Origin of the sequence: Bradyrhizobium sp. SZCCHNR1093, from assembly GCF_032381175.1 — a bacterium.
In the GTDB taxonomy this organism is placed as follows: Bacteria; Pseudomonadota; Alphaproteobacteria; order Rhizobiales; family Xanthobacteraceae; genus Bradyrhizobium.
The window spans coordinates 180,791-199,719 of record NZ_JAUHJJ010000011.1 but is presented as its reverse complement, the minus strand read 5'-3'; the positions used below and the strand labels follow the sequence as shown (position 1 = coordinate 199,719).

Annotated in this window: 20 protein-coding genes; 14 read left to right on the top strand and 6 right to left on the bottom strand. The window is 66.3% G+C overall.

Annotation, left to right across the window (positions count from 1 at the left end):
* Positions 1-586: 586 nt before the first annotated feature.
* The 3 genes from QX070_RS27855 to QX070_RS27845 all read right to left on the bottom strand — a co-directional run bounded on the left by QX070_RS27855 (position 587) and on the right by QX070_RS27845 (position 2,277).
* A complete protein-coding gene (locus QX070_RS27855) occupies positions 587-1,108 on the bottom strand; it encodes a DNA-binding protein (protein WP_315740354.1) in 522 nt (173 codons plus the stop codon).
* 60 nt (positions 1,109-1,168) lie between these two features.
* Entirely contained in the window at positions 1,169-1,525 is a 357-nt protein-coding gene (locus QX070_RS27850; protein ID WP_315740353.1) for a hypothetical protein, read from the bottom strand.
* A gap of 86 nt (positions 1,526-1,611) precedes the next feature.
* A complete protein-coding gene (locus QX070_RS27845) occupies positions 1,612-2,277 on the bottom strand; it encodes an XRE family transcriptional regulator (RefSeq protein ID WP_315740352.1) in 666 nt (221 codons plus the stop codon).
* Between the two features lie 205 nt (positions 2,278-2,482).
* Here QX070_RS27845 and QX070_RS27840 point away from each other — a divergent pair, with 205 nt between their 5' ends.
* From QX070_RS27840 to QX070_RS27825, 4 genes are all read left to right on the top strand, one after another.
* A complete protein-coding gene (locus QX070_RS27840) occupies positions 2,483-3,979 on the top strand; it encodes an amidase (protein ID WP_315740351.1) in 1,497 nt (498 codons plus the stop codon).
* A 40-nt stretch (positions 3,980-4,019) separates the two neighbouring features.
* Entirely contained in the window at positions 4,020-4,370 is a 351-nt protein-coding gene (locus QX070_RS27835; protein ID WP_315740350.1) for a RidA family protein, read from the top strand.
* Positions 4,371-4,386: 16 nt separating this feature from the next.
* Complete coding sequence (locus tag QX070_RS27830) at positions 4,387-5,625, top strand: FAD-binding oxidoreductase (RefSeq protein WP_315740349.1); 1,239 nt, start codon at positions 4,387-4,389, stop codon at positions 5,623-5,625.
* A 223-nt stretch (positions 5,626-5,848) separates the two neighbouring features.
* Positions 5,849-6,223 (top strand): hypothetical protein, encoded by a 375-nt coding sequence (locus QX070_RS27825; protein WP_315740348.1) that lies wholly within the window; start codon positions 5,849-5,851, stop codon positions 6,221-6,223.
* 116 nt (positions 6,224-6,339) lie between these two features.
* Here QX070_RS27825 and QX070_RS27820 read toward each other — a convergent pair whose 3' ends face one another.
* Positions 6,340-7,533: a polysaccharide deacetylase family protein gene (locus QX070_RS27820; RefSeq protein ID WP_315740347.1), complete on the bottom strand. Its 1,194-nt coding sequence runs from the start codon at positions 7,531-7,533 to the stop codon at positions 6,340-6,342.
* Between the two features lie 240 nt (positions 7,534-7,773).
* Positions 7,774-8,610: a polysaccharide deacetylase family protein gene (locus QX070_RS27815; protein WP_315740346.1), complete on the bottom strand. Its 837-nt coding sequence runs from the start codon at positions 8,608-8,610 to the stop codon at positions 7,774-7,776.
* Positions 8,611-8,720: 110 nt separating this feature from the next.
* Between QX070_RS27815 and mgtE the strand changes: the two genes are divergently transcribed.
* From mgtE to QX070_RS27775, 8 genes are all read left to right on the top strand, one after another.
* Positions 8,721-10,139 carry a magnesium transporter gene (gene mgtE, locus QX070_RS27810; protein ID WP_315740345.1) on the top strand — a complete coding sequence of 473 codons (1,419 nt, stop codon included), beginning with the start codon at positions 8,721-8,723 and terminating at the stop codon, positions 10,137-10,139.
* 81 nt (positions 10,140-10,220) lie between these two features.
* A complete protein-coding gene (locus tag QX070_RS27805; RefSeq protein WP_315740344.1) occupies positions 10,221-10,496 on the top strand; it encodes a helix-turn-helix domain-containing protein in 276 nt (91 codons plus the stop codon).
* Between the two features lie 76 nt (positions 10,497-10,572).
* The gene (locus tag QX070_RS27800; RefSeq protein WP_315740343.1) at positions 10,573-11,391 is read left to right on the top strand and encodes an aldo/keto reductase; all 819 of its coding nucleotides are present in this window, start codon (positions 10,573-10,575) and stop codon (positions 11,389-11,391) included.
* 161 nt (positions 11,392-11,552) lie between these two features.
* Positions 11,553-12,425: a hypothetical protein gene (locus QX070_RS27795; RefSeq protein ID WP_315740342.1), complete on the top strand. Its 873-nt coding sequence runs from the start codon at positions 11,553-11,555 to the stop codon at positions 12,423-12,425.
* A gap of 143 nt (positions 12,426-12,568) precedes the next feature.
* Complete coding sequence (locus tag QX070_RS27790; protein WP_315740341.1) at positions 12,569-13,228, top strand: glutathione S-transferase family protein; 660 nt, start codon at positions 12,569-12,571, stop codon at positions 13,226-13,228.
* A gap of 239 nt (positions 13,229-13,467) precedes the next feature.
* Positions 13,468-13,659, top strand: a complete 192-nt coding sequence (locus QX070_RS27785) for a hypothetical protein (protein ID WP_315740340.1) — start codon at positions 13,468-13,470, stop codon at positions 13,657-13,659.
* Between the two features lie 298 nt (positions 13,660-13,957).
* Entirely contained in the window at positions 13,958-14,953 is a 996-nt protein-coding gene (locus tag QX070_RS27780) for a hypothetical protein (RefSeq protein WP_315740339.1), read from the top strand.
* A 23-nt stretch (positions 14,954-14,976) separates the two neighbouring features.
* Positions 14,977-15,417 carry a DUF1489 domain-containing protein gene (locus QX070_RS27775; protein WP_315740338.1) on the top strand — a complete coding sequence of 147 codons (441 nt, stop codon included), beginning with the start codon at positions 14,977-14,979 and terminating at the stop codon, positions 15,415-15,417.
* A 168-nt stretch (positions 15,418-15,585) separates the two neighbouring features.
* On the opposite strand, the gene panC is transcribed toward QX070_RS27775, so the two are convergent.
* Positions 15,586-16,437, bottom strand: coding sequence for a pantoate--beta-alanine ligase (gene panC, locus QX070_RS27770; RefSeq protein WP_315740337.1), 852 nt, complete (start codon positions 16,435-16,437; stop codon positions 15,586-15,588).
* A gap of 262 nt (positions 16,438-16,699) precedes the next feature.
* On the opposite strand from panC, the gene QX070_RS27765 reads away from it, so the two are divergent.
* Positions 16,700-17,623, top strand: a complete 924-nt coding sequence (locus QX070_RS27765; RefSeq protein ID WP_315740336.1) for a division plane positioning ATPase MipZ — start codon at positions 16,700-16,702, stop codon at positions 17,621-17,623.
* 404 nt (positions 17,624-18,027) lie between these two features.
* Complete coding sequence (locus QX070_RS27760; RefSeq protein ID WP_315740335.1) at positions 18,028-18,915, top strand: alpha/beta fold hydrolase; 888 nt, start codon at positions 18,028-18,030, stop codon at positions 18,913-18,915.
* Positions 18,916-18,929: the final 14 nt, after the last annotated feature.

Below are 18,929 nucleotides of genomic sequence, written 5' to 3'. Positions count from 1 at the left end.
ACAAACGACGCCCCTCTTGACAACTTACTCCCCATACAAGGTTCAGCCGAGACATCCCGGCATTCCCCGCGCGATGGCTTTGACGGCTTATACGTCCTCTCCCCGGGGACCGGCTGTCTTGCCCCCGTCACCCGCGCAACGCGAACGCGTTGTCACGAGCTTGGCCTCAGCACCGGGAGGCCAGGACCCTACGATTTCGCCGGCGCATCGGAATCGTTCGTCCGCATGACCTTCGTCATGCTGCGAACCGCTGCGCCCACCGCATCCCACCCCGCGTGCCGTGACGATCGCGATACGCCCCTCGTGCCGGGGCGGGACGGTGGTAGAAAATCATGATTTTCGGAAAAGCGAAAGAGGAATATTTTTCACGGAACGACTGGACAGGGGTGATGTGGTTGAGGGGGCAGACGAAAACAGAGTTTTGGCGCAACCGGGTTTTCTCCCGCGCTGCTCGGGACGGCGTTGAACCATGAGAGCGAGGAGACGTCGTTGCAGCCATGGCGCAACGTCCGACATGAAGAAGCCAAGACGGTTGTGCGGACACGAAGCCTCAGCGCGGCGACCGAGACTGGCTTAGTGCACAGCTCTAAGCCTGATCAGGTTCGGCTCCTCGATAGAAGAGTGCTCGTCCCTTCGGTATGAGCTGAAGCAATATGTCGTAGTCGGTGACATTTGCCGTCAGGACCACCAAGCCGAGCTTCTGCGCCTGAAGGAACAGCGCGCAATCCTGGAGAGCGCGGAACTTGCCATCTTTGTCATAACCCTGGGTTCGGCAAAGGATGCCTGACAGGAGTGCTGCGCGTCCAAGAATTTCGGCGTCTGGGATGAAGACGCAATGCGAGGGCGTTGCCTTGATCTGTCGTCCAACCACCGCGATGACGGACGCAGTGCGCGAGTCGGCTGGGTTCAAGGCGCCAACCGTGTGCATCAACTCCTGCACCGCAATGATCGAGTGGTTGACCTGACGACGCGCGATGACTTCGTCCAGAATGGGAGGCGAGCAGCTCTGCATCTGGTCCATATAGACACAAGTGTCGAGCAAAAGTCCTTGTCCGGCAATCAGGCCGGGTCCGACAAATGGCAGCTCGTCATCGCTCCGCCGTGCCACGTTCCCCGTGGATCGAAACGCGCCCAGCGCCGCGCGCTCTCGAAGTCGAATGCCGCCACGTCAATAGCCGAGCTTCAGTTTCGGATCGACCGTCCCGCGCGATTCCTTGAAGACTTGCGCGAAATTATCCTCGAGCGCGATGGTCGCGAGAGCAAACTCGATAAGGTCGGTATCCGTTTCGATTCCCGTTTGCCGTTTGGCCTGCCGGACCAGCGCGGAGCTCACGCGTCCGCCAATCCGTCCCGCCTTGTCCTTGAGGAGTCCGGACCGTTCGGCTGCCCGCATGACTGCCTGGACGCGCGTCTCGCTCGGGACGACGCGTCCAATCGTCGCCTCATCACGAGGCCGACGCGACATGCCGTGAGCGGTTTGCTTGCCCCGGCGGGAGGGGGATTTGCCGGCAGGTGCCTTGGCCATGATGATCCGGGTTCTGTTGGACAAAAACCTTCTTTGTTCAACATAGCGCGTCTCGCCTCTGCTTCAACGTGCCGCCGACGCGCCCCTCACTCCACCGCATCCTTCTTCGCGATCCGGTGCAGCTGCTCGAACAGATCGGCTTGCTCACTCGTGCACAGACACACGCCCTGCGCGGAGTCCGTCTCGCCGGCGTTGAGGTAAGCGTGGCCCATGGTGCTGTCGAGATACATGCCGTCGCCTTCGTGCAGGGTCTCGGGCGCGTAGAACTCGGTGTGCACGGCGATGGTGCCGCGGGTCACCAGGAAGTATTCCTCGCCGCTGTGGCGGAGCAGGGGGCCGAACTCCTCGAGCGTGCGGGCGCGCACCTCGGCGATCATCGGCACCATGCGCTTTCCGATCAGGTCGGTGCATTGATAGGTGTAGGTGTAGAACCTGGTGTTGACGATCTGGCCCTGGCCGGCGCGGCTGACGCTGCGGCGGGCGGTCACCGGGCGACCCGCCTCGGGACGCGGCGAAGCAGGGCTGAACAGCTCGGCAATGTCCATCTGCAGGCCCGAGGTGAGCTGCAGCAGCTTGTCATAGGTCAGCGACATCAGGCCGTTCTCGACCTTGGACAGCGTCGACAGCGCCATGCCGGTCTTTTCGGCGACCTGCTTCAGGGTCAGCCCGCGCGCCTGCCGGGCCGCCTTCAGGCACTGGCCGAGCTGGGAGTGGGGGCCTTCGGTCGACGCGCTGATGGCAGTGTCTGTCAAAGCGATCTCCGGAAAATCCGTTAGCGGATCAGGCGTGCCGATGGCCGGGGCAGGCCGACAATCTCGCCCCAAAGAACAACATATTCAATTGGGTGCCCCAATGTCCGAAGGTCATGCGTGGACAGCGGTGGAACAATGCGTTTTCGGGTCGTGCATTCGATTTCCTATATGCTAAATAGTTTTCCGAAACGGAAAAGAGAAGCCCGTGGAATCGATTTGCGACGAGACCGCCGTCGAGCTGGTCAACCTCCTGAAAACAAAGGCGATCTCGCCGGTTGCGCTGCTCGAATCGTGTCTGGACCGGATTGCGGCGGTGAATCCGGCCGTCAACGCGGTGGTGACCCTGGACGAGCCGGCTGCCCGCGCGGCGGCCAAGGCCGCCGAGGCCGAGATCGTGAGGGGCGAGGACCGGGGGGCGCTGCACGGTCTGCCGGTGCTGATCAAGGACACCCAGGACACCGCCGGGATGCGCTCCACCTATGGCAGCCCGATCCTGGCCGACAATGTGCCCGTGGCCGACCAGGCCTCGGTGGGCCGGCTGCGCGCCGCGGGCGCGATCATCTTCGGCAAGACCAACACGCCGGAATGGGCGGCGGGCGGCAACACCCGCAATCCGGTGTTCGGCGCCACCGGCAACCCGTTCGACCCGATGCGCTCGGCCGCCGGCTCCTCCGGCGGCTCGGCGGTCGCGCTCGCTTGCGGCATGGCCCCGCTGGCCTCCGGCTCGGACACCGGCGGCTCCCTTCGCAATCCGGCCGGCTTCTCCGGCATCGTCGGCATGCGGCCGTCCTACGGCCTCGTCGCCAGCGAGAAGCGCGCCCATGGCTGGTCGTGCCTGTCGACCGATGGGCCGATGGCGCGCGATGTCGCCGATACCGCGCTGATGCTGTCGGTGATGGCGAGCGACGATGCGCGCGATCCGCTCGCCTACACCTTGCCGGGCGAAGCCGTGCGCGGCGCGCCATCGCGCTGGGCGGTGCCGCCGGTGGTCGAACTCAAGACGCTCAGGCTCGCCTTCACCGAGGATTTCGGCTTTGCGCCGACGGAAGCGCTGATCCGCCGCGCCTTCCGCGCGCGCGTGTCGCGCATCGCGCCGCTGTTTGCCGACAGCAAAGAGGCGTCGCCCGATTGCAGCGGTGCCGACGAGACCTTCGCGGTGCTGCGCGCCTCGCTGTTCCTGACCCAGCACGGCAAGAATTTTCGCGAGCGGCCCGACATGCTGGGGCCGAACGTGCGCGCCAATGTCGAGGAGGGGCTCGGCTACAGCCTCGACGATTTTTCGCGCGCGAGCGCCAACCAGACCCGCATCTACCGCGCCTATCAGGGCTTCTTCGCAAGTCACGACGTGCTGATCAGTCCGACCATCACCTTGAGCCCGCGGCCGTGGGTCGAGCTGTATCCGGCCGAGATCGACGGCGTGCCGACACGCTCCTACTTCCACTGGCTGGCGCTCGCTTATGCGGTGACGCTCGCCGGCCATCCCGCGCTCAGCCTGCCGCTCGGCCTCGACGACAACGGCCTGCCGTTCGGTCTGCAGATCGTAGGTCCCCGCGGCGGCGATGCGCTGGTGCTCGGCGTCGCCGCGGCGCTGGAGGCCGCCTTTGCCGATGACGCCGAGCTGCGCCGTCCCCGGCCGGACCTCGCCAGGCTCGCGTCGCTGCCGCCGCTGGCGCAGACGCCGGGCTTCATGGCGTGGGATTGAGGCCGGCCATCATGATCAATACATCCTGGAGCGACTAACGATGTCCGACGCCCCCTCATGGCCGTTTTCGCTGGTGCGCCGCGCCGGCGGCCTGGTGTTCCTGTCCGGCGAAATCCCGGTTGCCGATGACGGCAGCATTCCCGAAGGCATCGCGGCGCAGACCGATCTCGTCTTCAAGCACATCTCGGAGACGCTTGCCGGCGAAGGCCTGACGCTCGATGACGTCGTGTCCTGCATGGTCCACCTCGCCGACAAGGCGGACTTCGCCGCCTACAACGAGGCCTATCGCAGGCACTTCAAGGACCCGCTGCCGGTGCGCACCACGGTGCAGGCGCAGATGATGGCGGATGTGAAGATCGAGGTCACCGTCGTCGCAGCGGCGCGGACCTGAGATAGGAGTGATGACGATGCAAAGCGCGATCGTTCTCGGTGGCGGTATGGTCGGCGTCGGCACGGCGCTGCACCTGCAGAGCCGCGGCTGGTCAGTGGCGCTGGTCGACCGCAGGGAGCCGGGCCGTGAGACCAGCTACGGCAATGCCGGCATCATCCAGAGCGAGGCCGTCAGGCCCTACGCGATGCCCTATGATCTCGCCGGCGTGCTCGACATTGCGCTCGCGCGCACCAACGACGTGCACTACAGCCTCGCGGCGTTGCCCTATCACGTGCGCCCGCTGCTGCAATACTGGTGGAATTCGTTCCCCGCCCGGCACGAGGTGCTGACGCGGACCTATGCGCAACTGATTGCGCGCGCCGCGCCTGAGCACGAGCCGCTGATTCTCGCGGCCGGGGCCGGCAATCTCGTGCGCCGTGACGGCTTTCGCGTGCTGCACCGGACGCAGGCGCAGTTCGACAAGGAGGCCAGGGAGGCCGAGGCGGTCGGCAAGGCGTTCGGCGTCAAGTTCAAGCTGCTCAGCGCACAGCAGCTCAAGCAGGCCGAGCCCGGACTGATCGACAGCGGCATCGGCGGCCTGCACTGGCAGGAGCCGTGGACCGTGTCCGACCCCGGCAGCCTCGTCGGCTCCTATGCCGAGCTGTTCACGCGGCGCGGCGGCAAGCTGCTGCGCGGCGATGCGACCACGCTCGCACAGGCGGGCAGCGGCTGGGCCGTCACTACGGCGGAGGGACGCATCGAGGCCGAGGCCGTGGTGGTCGCGCTTGGACCGTGGTCGCCGGAGTTCCTGAAGCGGTTCGGCTACGACATCCCGATGGTGCGCAAGCGCGGCTATCACCGTCACTACACCGGCGGCGCCCCGCTCGATCTGCCGTTGCGCGATGCGGCGCGCGGCTATCTGATGAACCCGATGGCGCTCGGCGTGCGTATCACCACCGGCGCCGAGCTGTCATCGCCGAATGCGAAGGCGACCCCGGTTCAGCTCGGCAAGGCCGAGGCTGCCGCGCGCCAGCTCATCGATCTCGGCAAGCCGGTCGAGCCCGAGCCGTGGATCGGCACGCGGCCGTGCATGCCCGACATGCTGCCGGTCGTCGGCCAGGCGGCGCGTCACAAGGGCCTGTGGCTGCATTTCGGCCACGGCCACCAGGGCTTCACGCTGGGGCCCGCGACGGGACGCATCCTCGCCGAGCTGATGAGCGGCGAAGCGCCGAGCGTCGACGTCGCCGCCTGCGCGCCGGCGCGATTCGGCGCATAGCTGCGAGAGCTGCTGCAGCCCTGCAATTGTAGGCTGCAGCGGCGCTCTCCGGGCAGTCCCTTGTTTACCAAGCGGGCCTGTTCTGGCGCTGCAAAATTTCCACTTCACGAATTCGCAAGCCCGCTCTCCTAGGGTGACGCCGGTTGAACCAGGACGCGGGGACGAAACGCGTTTCGTGAGTTCTGTCGTCGGCCAGTGATCCGAACATCATGTGGGGGAGCAGATGAACTTCACGGGCCTCGTGTACCGTTTCATCTCGAATTTCGTATTTCTCGCGGCCGTCTATCTCAGCCTGAACTACATCGAGAAGTACCAGAACCGCGCCGTCCTGGCGCTCGTGGTGCTGATCTATGCCGGCATGCGCGCCGTCACGGTGGTGCGCACCTTCCATTTCTTCGGACGGATCGAGAAGATGGAATCGGACGTCCGCCGGCTGGCCGGCATGCTCGGCGACGGGCCGGTGGGGCAGGTGGTCAGCAGGCAGGTGGTGTCCGACGTCGGATCGCTGCGCAAGGACGGCGAGAAGAAATCCTACATCGACCTGTTCTTCCTGGCCGCCGCCGTCATCCTCTGCGTCAGCAAGCTGGTCTCGAACTGACCGGTCGCACCGCGAGCGGTGTGCATCAGGCCGATCGCCGCGATATCGAGCTCGAGCAGCCGAAGGCGAGGGCGAGCGAATCGTGCCGCATCCCCGCGTGCAACATCTGCGAATGTTCAGCGCCGCCTGAGGCTCGCGAGGCGCAGCGGACGCGGCGCCGGCTTGGCAGTCGCCGCCTTCGGGGCCGGGCTCTCGAGCCGGGCGAGCTGATGCCGCTGCGCCGACAGCGGCGCGACAGGCGGCCATGCGAACAGATTGGGCGCCGGCGCTGCCAAGGCCGGCGCTGCAAGGCGCGGCGCGAGCGGCGGACGCGGCCATGCCGGCTTCTGGGCGCCGTGCGTGACGGCCGCGGGCACGTCGAGAATGCCGAAATCGTCTAGCCTGGCGCGGGCGCGTGTTTCGGCGCCGGCGAGATCGACGGGCGCGATCCTGGGCCAATGCGCCACCGGGGTCTCGTCCGACGGACGATGCACCAGCCAATCCTCGGGCTCGGTCGGCGTCGCCGGCCGGTCCGGCGTTGCCGCCACGACGTGCACGATCTTGTAGTTCTTGGCCTTGAGTTCGGCGAGGATCTTCGGCAGCGCCGTGACGGTGCGGGCCTGGATGTCGTGCAGCAGCAGGATGCCCTTGCCGCGCGCCTCCAGCCGCTTCATCGCGAGCTCGTAGACCTTGGCGCCGGAAATGCTTCGCCAGTCGTCGGCCAGGAAATCGGCGCTCCAGACCTGCAGGCCGAGCGAGGCGGCGTAGCTCTCCACGGCGTCGCCGCGCAGCAGGCCGGGCACGCGGAAGAACGGCGACAGCGCGGAGGGATCGGTGAGCGCGGCCTTCGTCCAGGCGACGCCCTGATCGACCTCCGGCTGGACCTGTTCGAGCGTCATCTTGTTGAAGCTCAGCGGATGGTTCTGGCTGTGGGTGCCGATGGTGTGGCCGGCGGCCGCGAGCTTCCTCACGCCCTCGGGATCGGCCTTGGCCTGGCGGCCGATGGTGAAGAACGTCGCCTTGACGCATTGGTCGGCGAGAATCTGCAGCACCCGATTGCTGTATTTCGGCAGCGGCCCGTCGTCGAAGGTGATGACGACCTCGTGATCCTTGAGCGGCAGCGTCGCCTTGTACTGCATCGCGCCCAGGCGCGGATGCTCGTGCGGATCGACCACCAGGACGCGCGACGTGCCGAGCGCGTTCGGGTGTCCGGGACAATCGGCCGCCGATGCGGCTGACGATCCGACACTGGAGGCGACGCAGGCGACGGTGCCCAACAGCACTGCGAACCATGTTGGCCGTCCGACGCAAGCCCACCGACGATCACGCATCACGCTGCTCACATTCCCTTCACCGTCCCGGCCCCTTCGGCCAGGGTCTTCGACGCTCGATGATGTGTCGCAGCCGCGCGGGACGGGCAAGCGACCGCCAAGACATAGCAGGGATGTTCGGCTGTCGCGAGATGACATCGTTCCGGGTTCCGGTTTGCACGCGGCTGTTGCCGGATTGCAAGCGGCGGAAATCGCCGTGATCACGGCAGTCGAGCGTAGACAGGGGTCCTGAACGACGGATTAACCACCGTCGTTCGGCGTCGTCGGCGCGGGTGAAGGGCGCTCGCTATGCTGCTCGTGATGCACATCTGCCGGCTGCTTCGGAACCACATGGACCACGCGATAGCCGTGGTTCTTCAGGTAGCGCAGGAACGCGGGCAGCATGGCGACCGTGCGCGGCTGCGGATCGTGCAGCAGGATGATGCCCTTGCGCGCCTGGCTCAGCCGGGTGGTCAGCAGCTTCAGCGTCTGCTGCGGCGACATCGGGTTCCAGTCGCTGGCCCAGAGATCGGCGCCGAACACGACGATGCCGCGCGACTGCAGCAGGTCGAGCGTCGCCGGTGTCGATTCGAAATAGGGAAAGCGGAAGAATGGCGTCGACGGCGTGGTCGTCTCCGCGCCGTTGAGCGCCTTCTCGTCGGCGCCGATGCCGCGATCGATCTCATCGACGGCCTGTCCCGGCGTGATGTGCGCGAGATTCGCATGCGTGAAGGTGTGATGGCCTATGGTGTGGCCTTCGGCCGCGATCTTCCGCACCAGCGCGGCGCGGCGCGACGCAGGCTCGCCGACCAGGAAGAAGGTCGCGCGCACACATTCCCTGGCGAGTGCGGCGAGCACCTTGTCGGTCATCGGCGGCGACGGACCGTCGTCGAAGGTCAGCACCACCTCGCCGTCGTGCAGCGGCAGCGTGTCCGGGAAGCTCTTCAGGCCGACGCGCGGATGTGTCGCGGGATCGACGGTGAGAATGCGCGACGTGCCGAGCGTACCTTCGCGCGGGCATGCGGCGGGCGCGGCTGCGGCGACGTCAGCCGCAAGCAGCGCCGCCACGACGCAGGCCGCGTTTACCCATCCCGTCATCGGTCGCCAAAGCCGCATCTTTTCCCGTTGCGCTCGCTGTTGCCGATTATGTAATGCGTGAAAGCACAAATCAGACCATTTGCTCTGAAATCAAGCGCGTGAGGCACGTCATGAACGAGACATCGGACGTTGCCCATGCTGATGCTACTCTACGCGATCGCGCGCCGATGCGCACCGAATCCGGCGAGATTCGCGCCGAATTCATCGCGGCCATCACGGCGGCGATCGCCGCCGAGGACGAGGCGTTTCTGCGCGCCGAGGTCGCCGAGCTGCACGAGGCCGATCTCGGCGACCTGATCGCGGCGCTCGCGCCGGACGACCGTGTCCGGCTGGTCGAGCTGACCGGCACCGATTTCGACTTCTCCGCGCTGAACGAGGTCGACGACGCGGTCCGCGAGGAGATCCTCGAGGAGCTCGAGCCTGCGACCGTCGCCGAGGGCGTGCGCGAGCTCGAATCCGACGACGCCGTCGAGCTGTTGGAAAGCCTCGACGAGGAGGACAAGGAGGAGATCCTCGAACGCCTGCCGCCGTCGGAGCGCGACGCGCTGGCGCGCAGCCTCGACTATCCCGAGGGCTCGGCCGGCCGCCGCATGCAGAGCGAGTTCATCGCGGTTCCACTGGGCTGGACGGTCGGCGAGGCCATCGACTACATGCGCGAGACGCCGGATCTGCCCGAGCGGTTCTACGAGATCTATGCGGTCGACGACGCACGGCATTGGCAGGGCGCGGTGTCGCTCGATGCGCTGCTGCGCGCCCGCCGTCCGGTTCCGCTGGCCGATCTGATCGACGAGGACCGCCGTCGCGTCACCGTCACCGACGATCTCGCCGAAGTGGCGCGGCTGTTCGGCAAGTACAATCTGGTCGCGGCCCCCGTGGTCGATGCCGATAACCGGCTGGCCGGCGTCATCACCATCGACGACGTGGTCGACGTCATCGAGGAGGAGGCCGACGAGGATTTCAAGGCGCTCGGCGGCGTGTCGGGCGACGAGGAATTGTCCGACAGCGTCTGGACCATCGCAAAGGGTCGCTTCAACTGGCTGCTGATCAATCTCGCCACCGCGTTCCTGGCGTCATCGGTGCTCGGCCTGTTCGAGGGCCAGTTGCAGCAGATGGTGGCGCTCGCCGTGCTCGCGCCGATCGTCGCCAGCCAGGGCGGCAATGCCGCGACCCAGACCATGACGGTCGCGGTGCGCGCGCTGGCGACGCGCGAGCTCGGGCCGAACAATGCGATGCGGGTCGTGATCCGCGAGGGGCTGGTCGGGCTCGTCAATGGTCTGGCCTTCGCGCTCGTCACCGGCATCGCCGCCGTGGCGTGGTTCAAGATGCCCGGGCTCGGCATCGTGATCGGGCTTGCGATGATCTCGAATCTCGTCGCGGGTGCGCTCGGCGGCATCCTGATTCCGATGGTGCTCGAACGCGTCCGCGCCGACCCGGCCGTCGCCTCGGGAACCTTCGTCACGACGGTGACCGACGTCGTCGGTTTCTTCTCGTTTCTCGGCATCGCCACGCTGTGGTTCGGCTTGAAATAAGCGCAATCCCTGAACGACTTATATCGTTAATCCGGCCTTAACGCGGTTCGGCGAGACTGTCGCTCGAGACGGAGTCGGACGATGCAACGCTTGCGGCTGAAGGCAGATGGACGGATCGTGGAGCTGCGTGACGGCGAGGAGATTCCGCTGGCGCCCGCGGCTCCGCTCGAAGTGCGCGACCTCAGGCGGCGGGTGCAGCTGACCCAGCAGGAATTCGCCGCCAAGCTCGGCGTGCCCGTCGAGACCATCCGCAACTGGGAGCAAGGCAAGCGCATGCCGCGCGGCCCGGCGCGCGCGCTGCTCACCGTCATCGCGCACGCGCCCGAGACGGTGTTTGCCGCCTTAGCCAAGACTTAAGCCAAACACGGGTCGTGCGTTGGCAACGCCCAGCGTGTGCCTACATAATGTTGCACGCGCTCTGGAGTGCACGGCCATGCTGATGATCGAGGCCAATGGTGCCGGAATTCCCGCTTTGGGTCTCGGAACCTGGGAGCTGCGCGGGCGCGCCTGCAGCCGTATCGTCGAGCAGGCGCTCACGCTCGGCTACCGGCACATCGACACCGCGCAGGTCTATGAGAACGAGCACGAGGTCGGCGAGGGCCTGCGTGCGTCCCGCGTCCGGCGCAGCGAGGTGTTCCTGACAACCAAGGTGTGGACCACGCATTTCGCGCCGCACGACCTCGAGCGCTCGGCCAAGGAGAGCCTGGTCCGGCTGCGCGTCTCCGAGGTCGACCTGTTGCTGCTGCACTGGCCCAACCCGCACGTGCCGCTGGCCGAGACGCTCGGCGCGCTGGCGCATGCCAAGACGCTCGGGCTCGCACGCCACGTCGGCGTCTCCAATTTCACGGTTGCCTTGCTCGACGAGGCGGTGGCGGCATCGCCCGAGCCGCTGGTGTGCAACCAGGTCGAGTATCATCCCTATCTCGATCAGACCAAGGTCCGCGATGCCTGCGCGCGCCATGGCATCGCGCTTGTCGCCTACAGCCCGATCGCCAAGGGCAAGATCAAGAACGATCCGACCTTGACGCGGATCGGCCGCGCCCATGGCAAGAGCCCGGCGCAGATCTGCCTGCGCTGGCTGGTGCAGCAGAACGTGGTGGCGATTCCGCGCACCTCGAAGATCGAACGGCTGTCCGAGAACCTCGACGTGTTCGATTTCGAGCTGTCCGAGCAGGACATGGCCGACATCTTCGCGATGGGCAGTCCCGAAGGACGGATGACCAACTTCGCCTTTGCGCCGAAATGGGATTGAGGGCGGCGCCCGCGCCGCTATGCTAGACACCGACATGGCAGGCGCGGCCGGCGGGCCGGATGGCGGCTGGCGCTGCAATCCCTGCCAATGATCGGCGAGACCGCGCGCAGCCCAGGCAATCGGTCCGGCGTTCGGTCAGGCGCGGGCGCAAGTGAAGCAGCATGGAACGTTGGCAGTTCATCCGTTGGGGCATCGCCGCATCGGTGCTCGCGCATCTCCTGATCGCCGGTGGGGTCGTGGTCTCGACCACGGTACGTCCCTACGAGATTGCCAGGACTGACGAGGTTGCCGTCGACATCGTCGATGCCGACGACCCGCAGAAGACGCCGGAGCCGGTGCCGTCGCCATCGCCCGAGCTGACGCTGCCGCAGCCGGCGCCGAGCCCGTCGCCGGCGGCCGCCGCGCCGCCTCCGGCGCCTGAGCCGGCGCAGCCACCGGTGCAGGAGGCGAAGGAGATGCCGAAGCCGCCGTCTCCCTCACCGGCGCTGCCGCAGCCTTCGCCGATGCCGCCGTCCAAGGCCGTGAAGACGGCCGCCAAGGCGGAGGCGAAGTCGGCCGCCAAGCCTTTGCCGCCGCCTGTGCCGGCTCCGGCGCCGAGCTATGTACCGCCCGAGCCCGACATCACGGTGAAATACGGCGTCATGCTGGGCCTGCCGGAGCCGCTTTCGCCGCTGCCGCCGGCAATCGGCCCGGACGATGCCAAGGACGCCGGGCCGGCCGCGACGACCAACCTCGCGGCCAATCTGGAGACGGCGCTGCGTCAGCGGGTCAGGAGCTGCGCCCGTCTTTCGGCTTCGATGTCACCGTCCGACCGGGTCATGGTCAGGCTGCGCTTCGCAATGACGCCCGACGGGCGGCTGGCGACGGAGCCGGAGGTGAGGGAGGTGATCGCACCGCTGAAGGCTGCGCAGCTGAAGGAAAGCGCCGTCGAGGCATTGAACGCCTGCCAGCCTTATTCGATGCTGCCGCGGGATCGCTATGACGAGTGGAAGGTGATCGAGATGTCGTTCACGCCGCAGGACTTCACGCGCTGATCGTGTTGCGCGCAAGGGGACGCAAATCGGAGCAAGTCGCTGTCGACGCGGCCGCCGCCGATCCTGTATGCGTCCTGGAAGGCAAGGCTCCCATGGCCGACACGGCGCGGCCCATGCACGCCTGAACACGGAGACGGCTGGACATGACGCTGAAGCTGGTGATCGGCAACAAGAACTATTCCTCATGGTCGATGCGGCCGTGGCTGGCGCTGCGCGGCTGCGACATCGCCTTCGAGGAGATCGTGATCCCGCTCTACACCGACGATCCCGCCGACAAGGCGCGCATCCTTAAGCATTCCCCGGCCGGCAAGGTGCCGATCCTGATCGATGGCGCGATCAGCGTGTGGGATTCGCTCGCGATCATCGAATATCTCGCAGAGCGTTTCCCGCAAGCGGGGCTGTGGCCCGCCGATGCCGCTGCCCGCGCCCACGCGCGATCGGTCTGCGCGGAGATGCACTCCGGCTTCCCGGCCTTGCGCAACGAATGCCCGATGAACCTGCACCGGCCGGTGCGGCCGGTGGAGCTGTCCGCCGATGCCAAGGCCAATATCGCCCGGATCGAGGACATCTGGCGCGACTGCCGTGCCCGCTACGGCAATGGCGGGCCGTTCCTGTTCGGCCGCTTCGGCGCGGCCGATGCCATGTTCGCGCCGGTGGTCACGCGCTTCCACAGCTTCGCCATTCCGGTCGCCGCCGAGACCCGCGCCTACATGGACACGATGATGGCGATGCCGGAGTTCGCGGCGTGGGTGAAGGACGGACTTGCGGAGAGCTGGATCATCGACCGGGTCGAGAAAGTCTGAACGGCGTCGCCTGTTCACGATATGGTCTGCGGTGGACGAGCGAGCCCCGACGCGCTCGTCCAGGAATACCGCCTACGGCGTCATCCCGTTGAAGACTCTCGCAATCTCCGTGTTTGCCATGTCGTGAGGTCGCTGGTCAGGGCGGGCGGCGGCGTGATATAAGCGCGATATTTATAAAGACACGCCGGCCCGGGCAGCGGGACAAGGGGCTCTTGCCGGCACGCGAGCAGGAGAGGGCGTTGAAACACAAGTTCCCCATTGGATCGACCGTCTATTTTACCGCGAGCAACGTCTCGCGTCCGGCCGCCACCGGCACCTACGAGATCATCCGCCAGCTTCCGACGGAAGACGACGACTGCCAGTATCGGATCAAAAGCTCGACGGAAGCCTTTGAGCGGGTTGCCAGAGAGAGCCAATTGGCCTTGTCTTGAGGATGACGTGCCGCGTCGGCGGAGGCGGCCGCCGGAGACGTAGCCGAAGCGAGAGGGGGAGTTGCCACGCGTTCGGGAGCCGTGGCGCGAGACGCTGACGATTGCTGCGCGATCCCTTTGGGGATAGCGGGTAGCTCCACACCATCCGGCGCCCGCAGGCGCATGGAATCGTCCTATTGTCGTGGTGGGGCCGCAATCGATCGGGTGATCATTTGAATTTGATGATCGTTTCACGGCCGTCCCATGTAGGGACGCCATCGGGCCCGCTCTCGCTGGCCCACGTCAGGAACAAGCGCGCATGAACTCGACCTGGCCTTCCTCGTTGGATCAGCTCTTGAACTCACCGGCGTTCCCGATGTGGCTCACCGTTGCCGCGGCGGGTTTCTTTGCACTGATCGTCCTGATGACCCTGCTCAGGGCCGAGAAATCGGTCGCCAACGGCGCGCTGACGGTGATCACGCTGCTGGCGGTCGGGATTGCGGTGGCGTCGATGATGCGGAGCCAGGATGCGAGCCCGCGCGGCGCCAATGGCGATCCTGCGGCGACCGCCTCCGTCAGCTTCTCGCCGCCCGCTCTGGCCTGCGTGGATGATCTCGCCGGCGACCTGGTGCTCGCGAATTGCGAGAAGAGCCTGTTCGGATCGGCCGAGATGACGGCCGCGGCCGTCAGTTATGCGGCGGGCATGCTGAGCCGGCTGTCCCAGGCGGGCGACGTCGCCAGCGCCAACAAGGTGATGACCGCCGAGCTGCTGGCGCTGCGCCGCGCCGTGGAGCGCGATCGTTATGGCCTGATGGCCTATGTGCTGCTGACGCGCGACCGCTGCACGCCGAGCGATTGCGTGATGTTCCGTGCCGTGGGCGATCGCCAGCAACTGATGAACAACATGGAAGGGCGGACCTATGAGGGGCTGGTGACGCGCTACGCCTCGCAGTGGAATGCGGCCCCGGGCCAGCCCGTCGCTGGAACCTTTGCGGGACTGGCGCCTCCAGGGCAGGCGCCGTCGGCGCCGAGCGGCAAGCCGACGACCGCGGAATTTCCCAGCTCGGCCAATACCCCGCCGGTCAGCATCATGAATCCCGAGCCGACGGCCTCGACGCGTTCGGTCGCACCGGCAGCCGCTGCGCCGAAGCCGCCGACGCAGCTTGCGCCGTCGCCGGCAGCGCCGCCGACCGTGGCTGCCAGCCACGCCCAGGCGCCGCCGGCGGCCAAGAAGGCCGCACCGAAGCCGAAGCCGGCTGCCGCGGCGCCTCAGGCGGCGCCTGACGCCGCCGAGCCGGCCGCCAACAACGAATAGATCCCGCTGGTCGAACCGCCATCATGCCTCTGCACCTGATCAAGCTCGCCGTCGGCTGCGAGTCCGTGAAAGAGCTGAAGGAGTGGATCGCCGAGCGCATGCTCGCGGCCAAGAAGAAGGGCCTGCCGCAGCAGCACGTCCATGTCACGCGGATGACGCCGAAACGGGTCGAGGACATCCTCGCCGGCGGCTCGCTGTACTGGGTGATCCGCGGTGAGGTCGCCGCGCGCGAGAAGATCGTCGGCATCGAGCCGTTCCGCGACGGCGACGGCATCGGGCGGTGCCGCATCATCATGCAGCCGAAGGTGATCGCGGTGTCGCCGCGGCCGATGCGTCCGTTCCAGGGGTGGCGCTATCTGACGACCGAGGATGCGCCGGCCGATCTCGGCAAGTCCAGTGCGGCGGGCGTCGAAGCCATGCCCGAGCCGCTGCGCCGCGAGCTGCGCGATCTCGGCCTGCTGTAGCCGCTCGATGAGTTGCCGGTGTTGCGCGTGAGCATCTCACGCCGGGGCGGAAGTTCAGACTCGATCGCAAGGGCAGAGCGACGCTCCCCGGCGTCAGTTGCCGCTGACTCTGGCCTTGCGGGCGAGGGAGCACTCGCGGTCTTGGCGAGCCGCTGATTTCCCGGCGGCTCAGCCGGCGATATTGTCGATCAGTCGCGTGGTTCCGATCTTGGCCGCGACCAGGATGCGTATCGGTCCTGACTCGTTCGGGGCGATGGGGGCCAGCGTCTCGGCGTGGCGGACCTCGAGATAGTCCAAGGCGAAGCCGGCTTGGGTGATCGCGGCGGCGCCGTCCCCAAGCGCCGCCTGCATGTCGTCGCCGGCGCGCAGCCGGGCCGCCAGCTCCTTCAGGACACGGTGCAGCGTCGGCGCCGCCCGCCGCTCGTCTGCAGTGAGGTAGACATTGCGCGACGACATCGCGAGCCCGTCGCGTTCGCGCACCGTACGCGATCCGACGACGCGGACGCCGAGATCGAGGTCGCGCGCCATCTGGGCGACGACGCGGAGCTGCTGATAGTCCTTCTCGCCGAAGATCGCGACGTCCGGCCGGCATTGCGTGAACAGCTTGGCGACCACGGTCGCGACCCCGCCGAAGAAATGCGGACGGAAGCGATCCTCCAGCCCGGCCAATGCCGCGCCTTCCGGCACGACCCGCGTCGCGAAGCCGTCCGGATACATCGCCTTCGCGTCGGGATGCCAGATCAGATCGACGCGCTCGGCCGCAAGTTTCGCAACATCCTCCTTCCAGGTCCGGGGGTAGGAACCGAAATCCTCCGTCGGCGCGAACTGAGTCGGGTTGACGAAGATCGAGACGACCACTTTGTCGGCGCGACGCTTCGCCAGCCTGACCAGCGAGATGTGGCCTTCATGCAGCGCGCCCATGGTCGGCACGAGCGCGATGCTGGCCTTTCTCGCGCGCAAGCTGTCGAGCTCGCGGCGGAGGGCGGAAACGGTGCGGGCGATGCGAGGGCTTCGTGACATTTTTGCTCGATCTCACAGCGAAAAATTGCGGTTGCTCTGTTCGGTCTTGACGCTCGGGCGACCGCCCTTAACAAGGACGCGACACGCCGCTCAGCATACTTGAATACGCCTGTTAGCACGTCTCCGCGTCCGATGCGGAGTTGGTAAACGCGCGCGTCAAGTAGTAGCGGAGGATGCGTCCCCCGTGGGATTCACGATGACGATGCATTTCACTTGACCGCAGACGACCGTGACTCGAAGATGATCGTAAGAGGTCGACAACATGCTGGTGCAGACTAGCCAAGGACAATCGGGCTCGGCCCACGTGGTTGTGCTTGGAAACGAGAAGGGCGGGTCGGGCAAGTCGACCACCGCCCTGCACATCGCCGTGGCACTCCTGAAGGCCGGCCAGCGCGTCGCCACGATCGATCTCGACTGTCGCCAGCAGAGCTTCACCCACTACATCAACAACCGCAGCGCCTGGGCGCGCCGCACCGGCCTGCGCCTCGAGCTGCCCACGCACTACTGCATCCAGCTCGGCCGGACGCTGCAGATCGACGAGAACGAGAACGCCGAGTTCCAGCAGTTCATGGAGGCCGTGAGCGCCGTCGAACGCTCGTTCGATTTCATCGTCATCGATACGCCCGGCAACGACAGCTACCTGATGCGCTTGGCGCATTCGATGGCGGATACGCTGGTCACGCCGATCAACGACAGCTTCCTCGACTTCGACGTGCTGGGAACGGTCGATCCGGCGACCTATGCCGTGACCGGCGAGAGCCACTATGCGGAGATGGTGCGTGACGTCCGGCGCAAGCGCCGCCAGGTGGACGGTGCGATGACCGACTGGATCGTGGTCCGCAACCGGCTGTCGATGCTCGGCTCCCGCAACAAGCAACTGGTCGCCGACGGCCTCAAGGACCTGTCGCTGCGGCTCGGCTTTCGCGCCATCGACGGCTTTGCCGAACGCGTCGTCTATCGCGAGTTCTTCCCGCGCGGACTGACCGCGCTCGACGACATCGACGAAGCGACCCTGGGCACCCGCCCCAATCTCGGCCACGTCACGGCCCGGGAGGAGGTCACCAGCCTGCTGCGGCAGCTCAAGCTGCCGCTGGACGAGCGCGGCCGCCGCCGCGCCGCGAACCGCGCCGAATGGTTCGCCCAGGTCGACAAGCCGCTCGACCTGCACGACATCATCAGCGCCTGAATACCGTCCGCAGTCCGGCGAAGCCGCGCCTGAGACATTGTGCGCGTTGAACGTGCGCCCGCCGCTTGGTTAACAATCCGCGTGACAGGGGGGGACGGCGCGTTCAGCCTGCTTGGGGCGGACGAGGAAGATTTGTCTCAGGTCAACGCCGCGGCCGCCAACTTCGCTAGATTACCGTCAAATTCATGACTGATTTGAACCTGACGTTCAGGGCTCAAGTTACAGAGACGGGCGACGGAACCCGCTATGCTGCACAGCAACTAGGTGCGGCGCACAACGAACGGGCGACCGATACACAACATTTGGTCTTCCTGTCACAGCGCCGTTACATATATTAAACAGAACGGGTCGCGAGAGTCTTACAGGTTCAAAACTACCTTTGATTGTGCTCCCGAGGGACGAACATGAAGCGTGGAATAACCGTTCTTGTGTCTGTCAGCGTGCTGGCGGCCGTCGGCTACTTCACCGCGAGCAAGTGGGCGATCCGGCACGAGACCATCAGGTTCTATGACGCCTCGCGCGACAACCGTCTGGTCGAAGTCGCCGTGGCCGTCCGCCGCGACAAGGAGATGCAGGCCGAAGCCGGCATGGTCAAGCTGCCGGTCGCGATCCTCAATCACGGCAACACCGTCAAGTTCACCGAGTACTCGTTCCTGGCCAACGTATTTGCTGCGCGCGGCTACATGGCGGTCAGCATCCAGCACGACCTGCCGACCGATGCGCCGATGGTGACGAAGGTCGGCGAGCCCTATGTCGGCCGCCTGCCGCAGATCCAGCGCGGCGTCGCCAACATCCGGTTCGCCGTCGAGCAGATGCACCAAGTGCAGCCGAACGCCGACTATGATCATCTGACGATGGTTGGTCATTCGATGGGCGGCGACATCTCGATGTATTTCGCCAAGCAGTATCCCGAAGACGTCCGGAAGGTCGTCACGCTCGACAACCTCCGCGTCCCGTTCGTCACCGACGGCAAGTTCAAGATCCTGTCGTTCCGTTCGAAGGACCCGCAATTCAAGACCGATCCCGGCGTGATCCCGAGCGACGACATCTGCGAGAAGGAAGGCATCACGGTCGTCAACACGGACTTCCAGCACAACGACATGCGCGACACCGGACCCGACGACGCCAAGTCGTCGATCCAGGCCATGCTGGACAAGTTCCTCGCCGACAGCGACAGCAGCAGCGACATCGGGCCGGTCAAGACCAAGACACCATTGCTCGATCCGGGGCCCGTCGCGCCTTATGCGCCGGTCGGCAAGACCGCGACGCCGGCCAAGCCACTGACGCATTGAGCGCGCAAGCCGGA

Coding starts and splice junctions, on each gene's coding strand:
- QX070_RS27850 (WP_315740353.1), bottom strand. CDS start 1,525: ATGGCCAAGGCACCTGCCGGCAAATCCCCCTCCCGCCGGGGCAAGCAA.
- QX070_RS27835 (WP_315740350.1), top strand. CDS start 4,020: ATGTCCGACGCCCCCTCATGGCCGTTTTCGCTGGTGCGCCGCGCCGGC.
- QX070_RS27830 (WP_315740349.1), top strand. CDS start 4,387: ATGCAAAGCGCGATCGTTCTCGGTGGCGGTATGGTCGGCGTCGGCACG.
- QX070_RS27825 (WP_315740348.1), top strand. CDS start 5,849: ATGAACTTCACGGGCCTCGTGTACCGTTTCATCTCGAATTTCGTATTT.
- QX070_RS27820 (WP_315740347.1), bottom strand. CDS start 7,533: ATGCGTGATCGTCGGTGGGCTTGCGTCGGACGGCCAACATGGTTCGCA.
- QX070_RS27815 (WP_315740346.1), bottom strand. CDS start 8,610: ATGACGGGATGGGTAAACGCGGCCTGCGTCGTGGCGGCGCTGCTTGCG.
- mgtE (WP_315740345.1), top strand. CDS start 8,721: ATGAACGAGACATCGGACGTTGCCCATGCTGATGCTACTCTACGCGAT.
- QX070_RS27805 (WP_315740344.1), top strand. CDS start 10,221: ATGCAACGCTTGCGGCTGAAGGCAGATGGACGGATCGTGGAGCTGCGT.
- QX070_RS27800 (WP_315740343.1), top strand. CDS start 10,573: ATGCTGATGATCGAGGCCAATGGTGCCGGAATTCCCGCTTTGGGTCTC.
- QX070_RS27795 (WP_315740342.1), top strand. CDS start 11,553: ATGGAACGTTGGCAGTTCATCCGTTGGGGCATCGCCGCATCGGTGCTC.
- QX070_RS27790 (WP_315740341.1), top strand. CDS start 12,569: ATGACGCTGAAGCTGGTGATCGGCAACAAGAACTATTCCTCATGGTCG.
- QX070_RS27780 (WP_315740339.1), top strand. CDS start 13,958: ATGAACTCGACCTGGCCTTCCTCGTTGGATCAGCTCTTGAACTCACCG.
- QX070_RS27775 (WP_315740338.1), top strand. CDS start 14,977: ATGCCTCTGCACCTGATCAAGCTCGCCGTCGGCTGCGAGTCCGTGAAA.
- panC (WP_315740337.1), bottom strand. CDS start 16,437: ATGTCACGAAGCCCTCGCATCGCCCGCACCGTTTCCGCCCTCCGCCGC.
- QX070_RS27765 (WP_315740336.1), top strand. CDS start 16,700: ATGCTGGTGCAGACTAGCCAAGGACAATCGGGCTCGGCCCACGTGGTT.
- QX070_RS27760 (WP_315740335.1), top strand. CDS start 18,028: ATGAAGCGTGGAATAACCGTTCTTGTGTCTGTCAGCGTGCTGGCGGCC.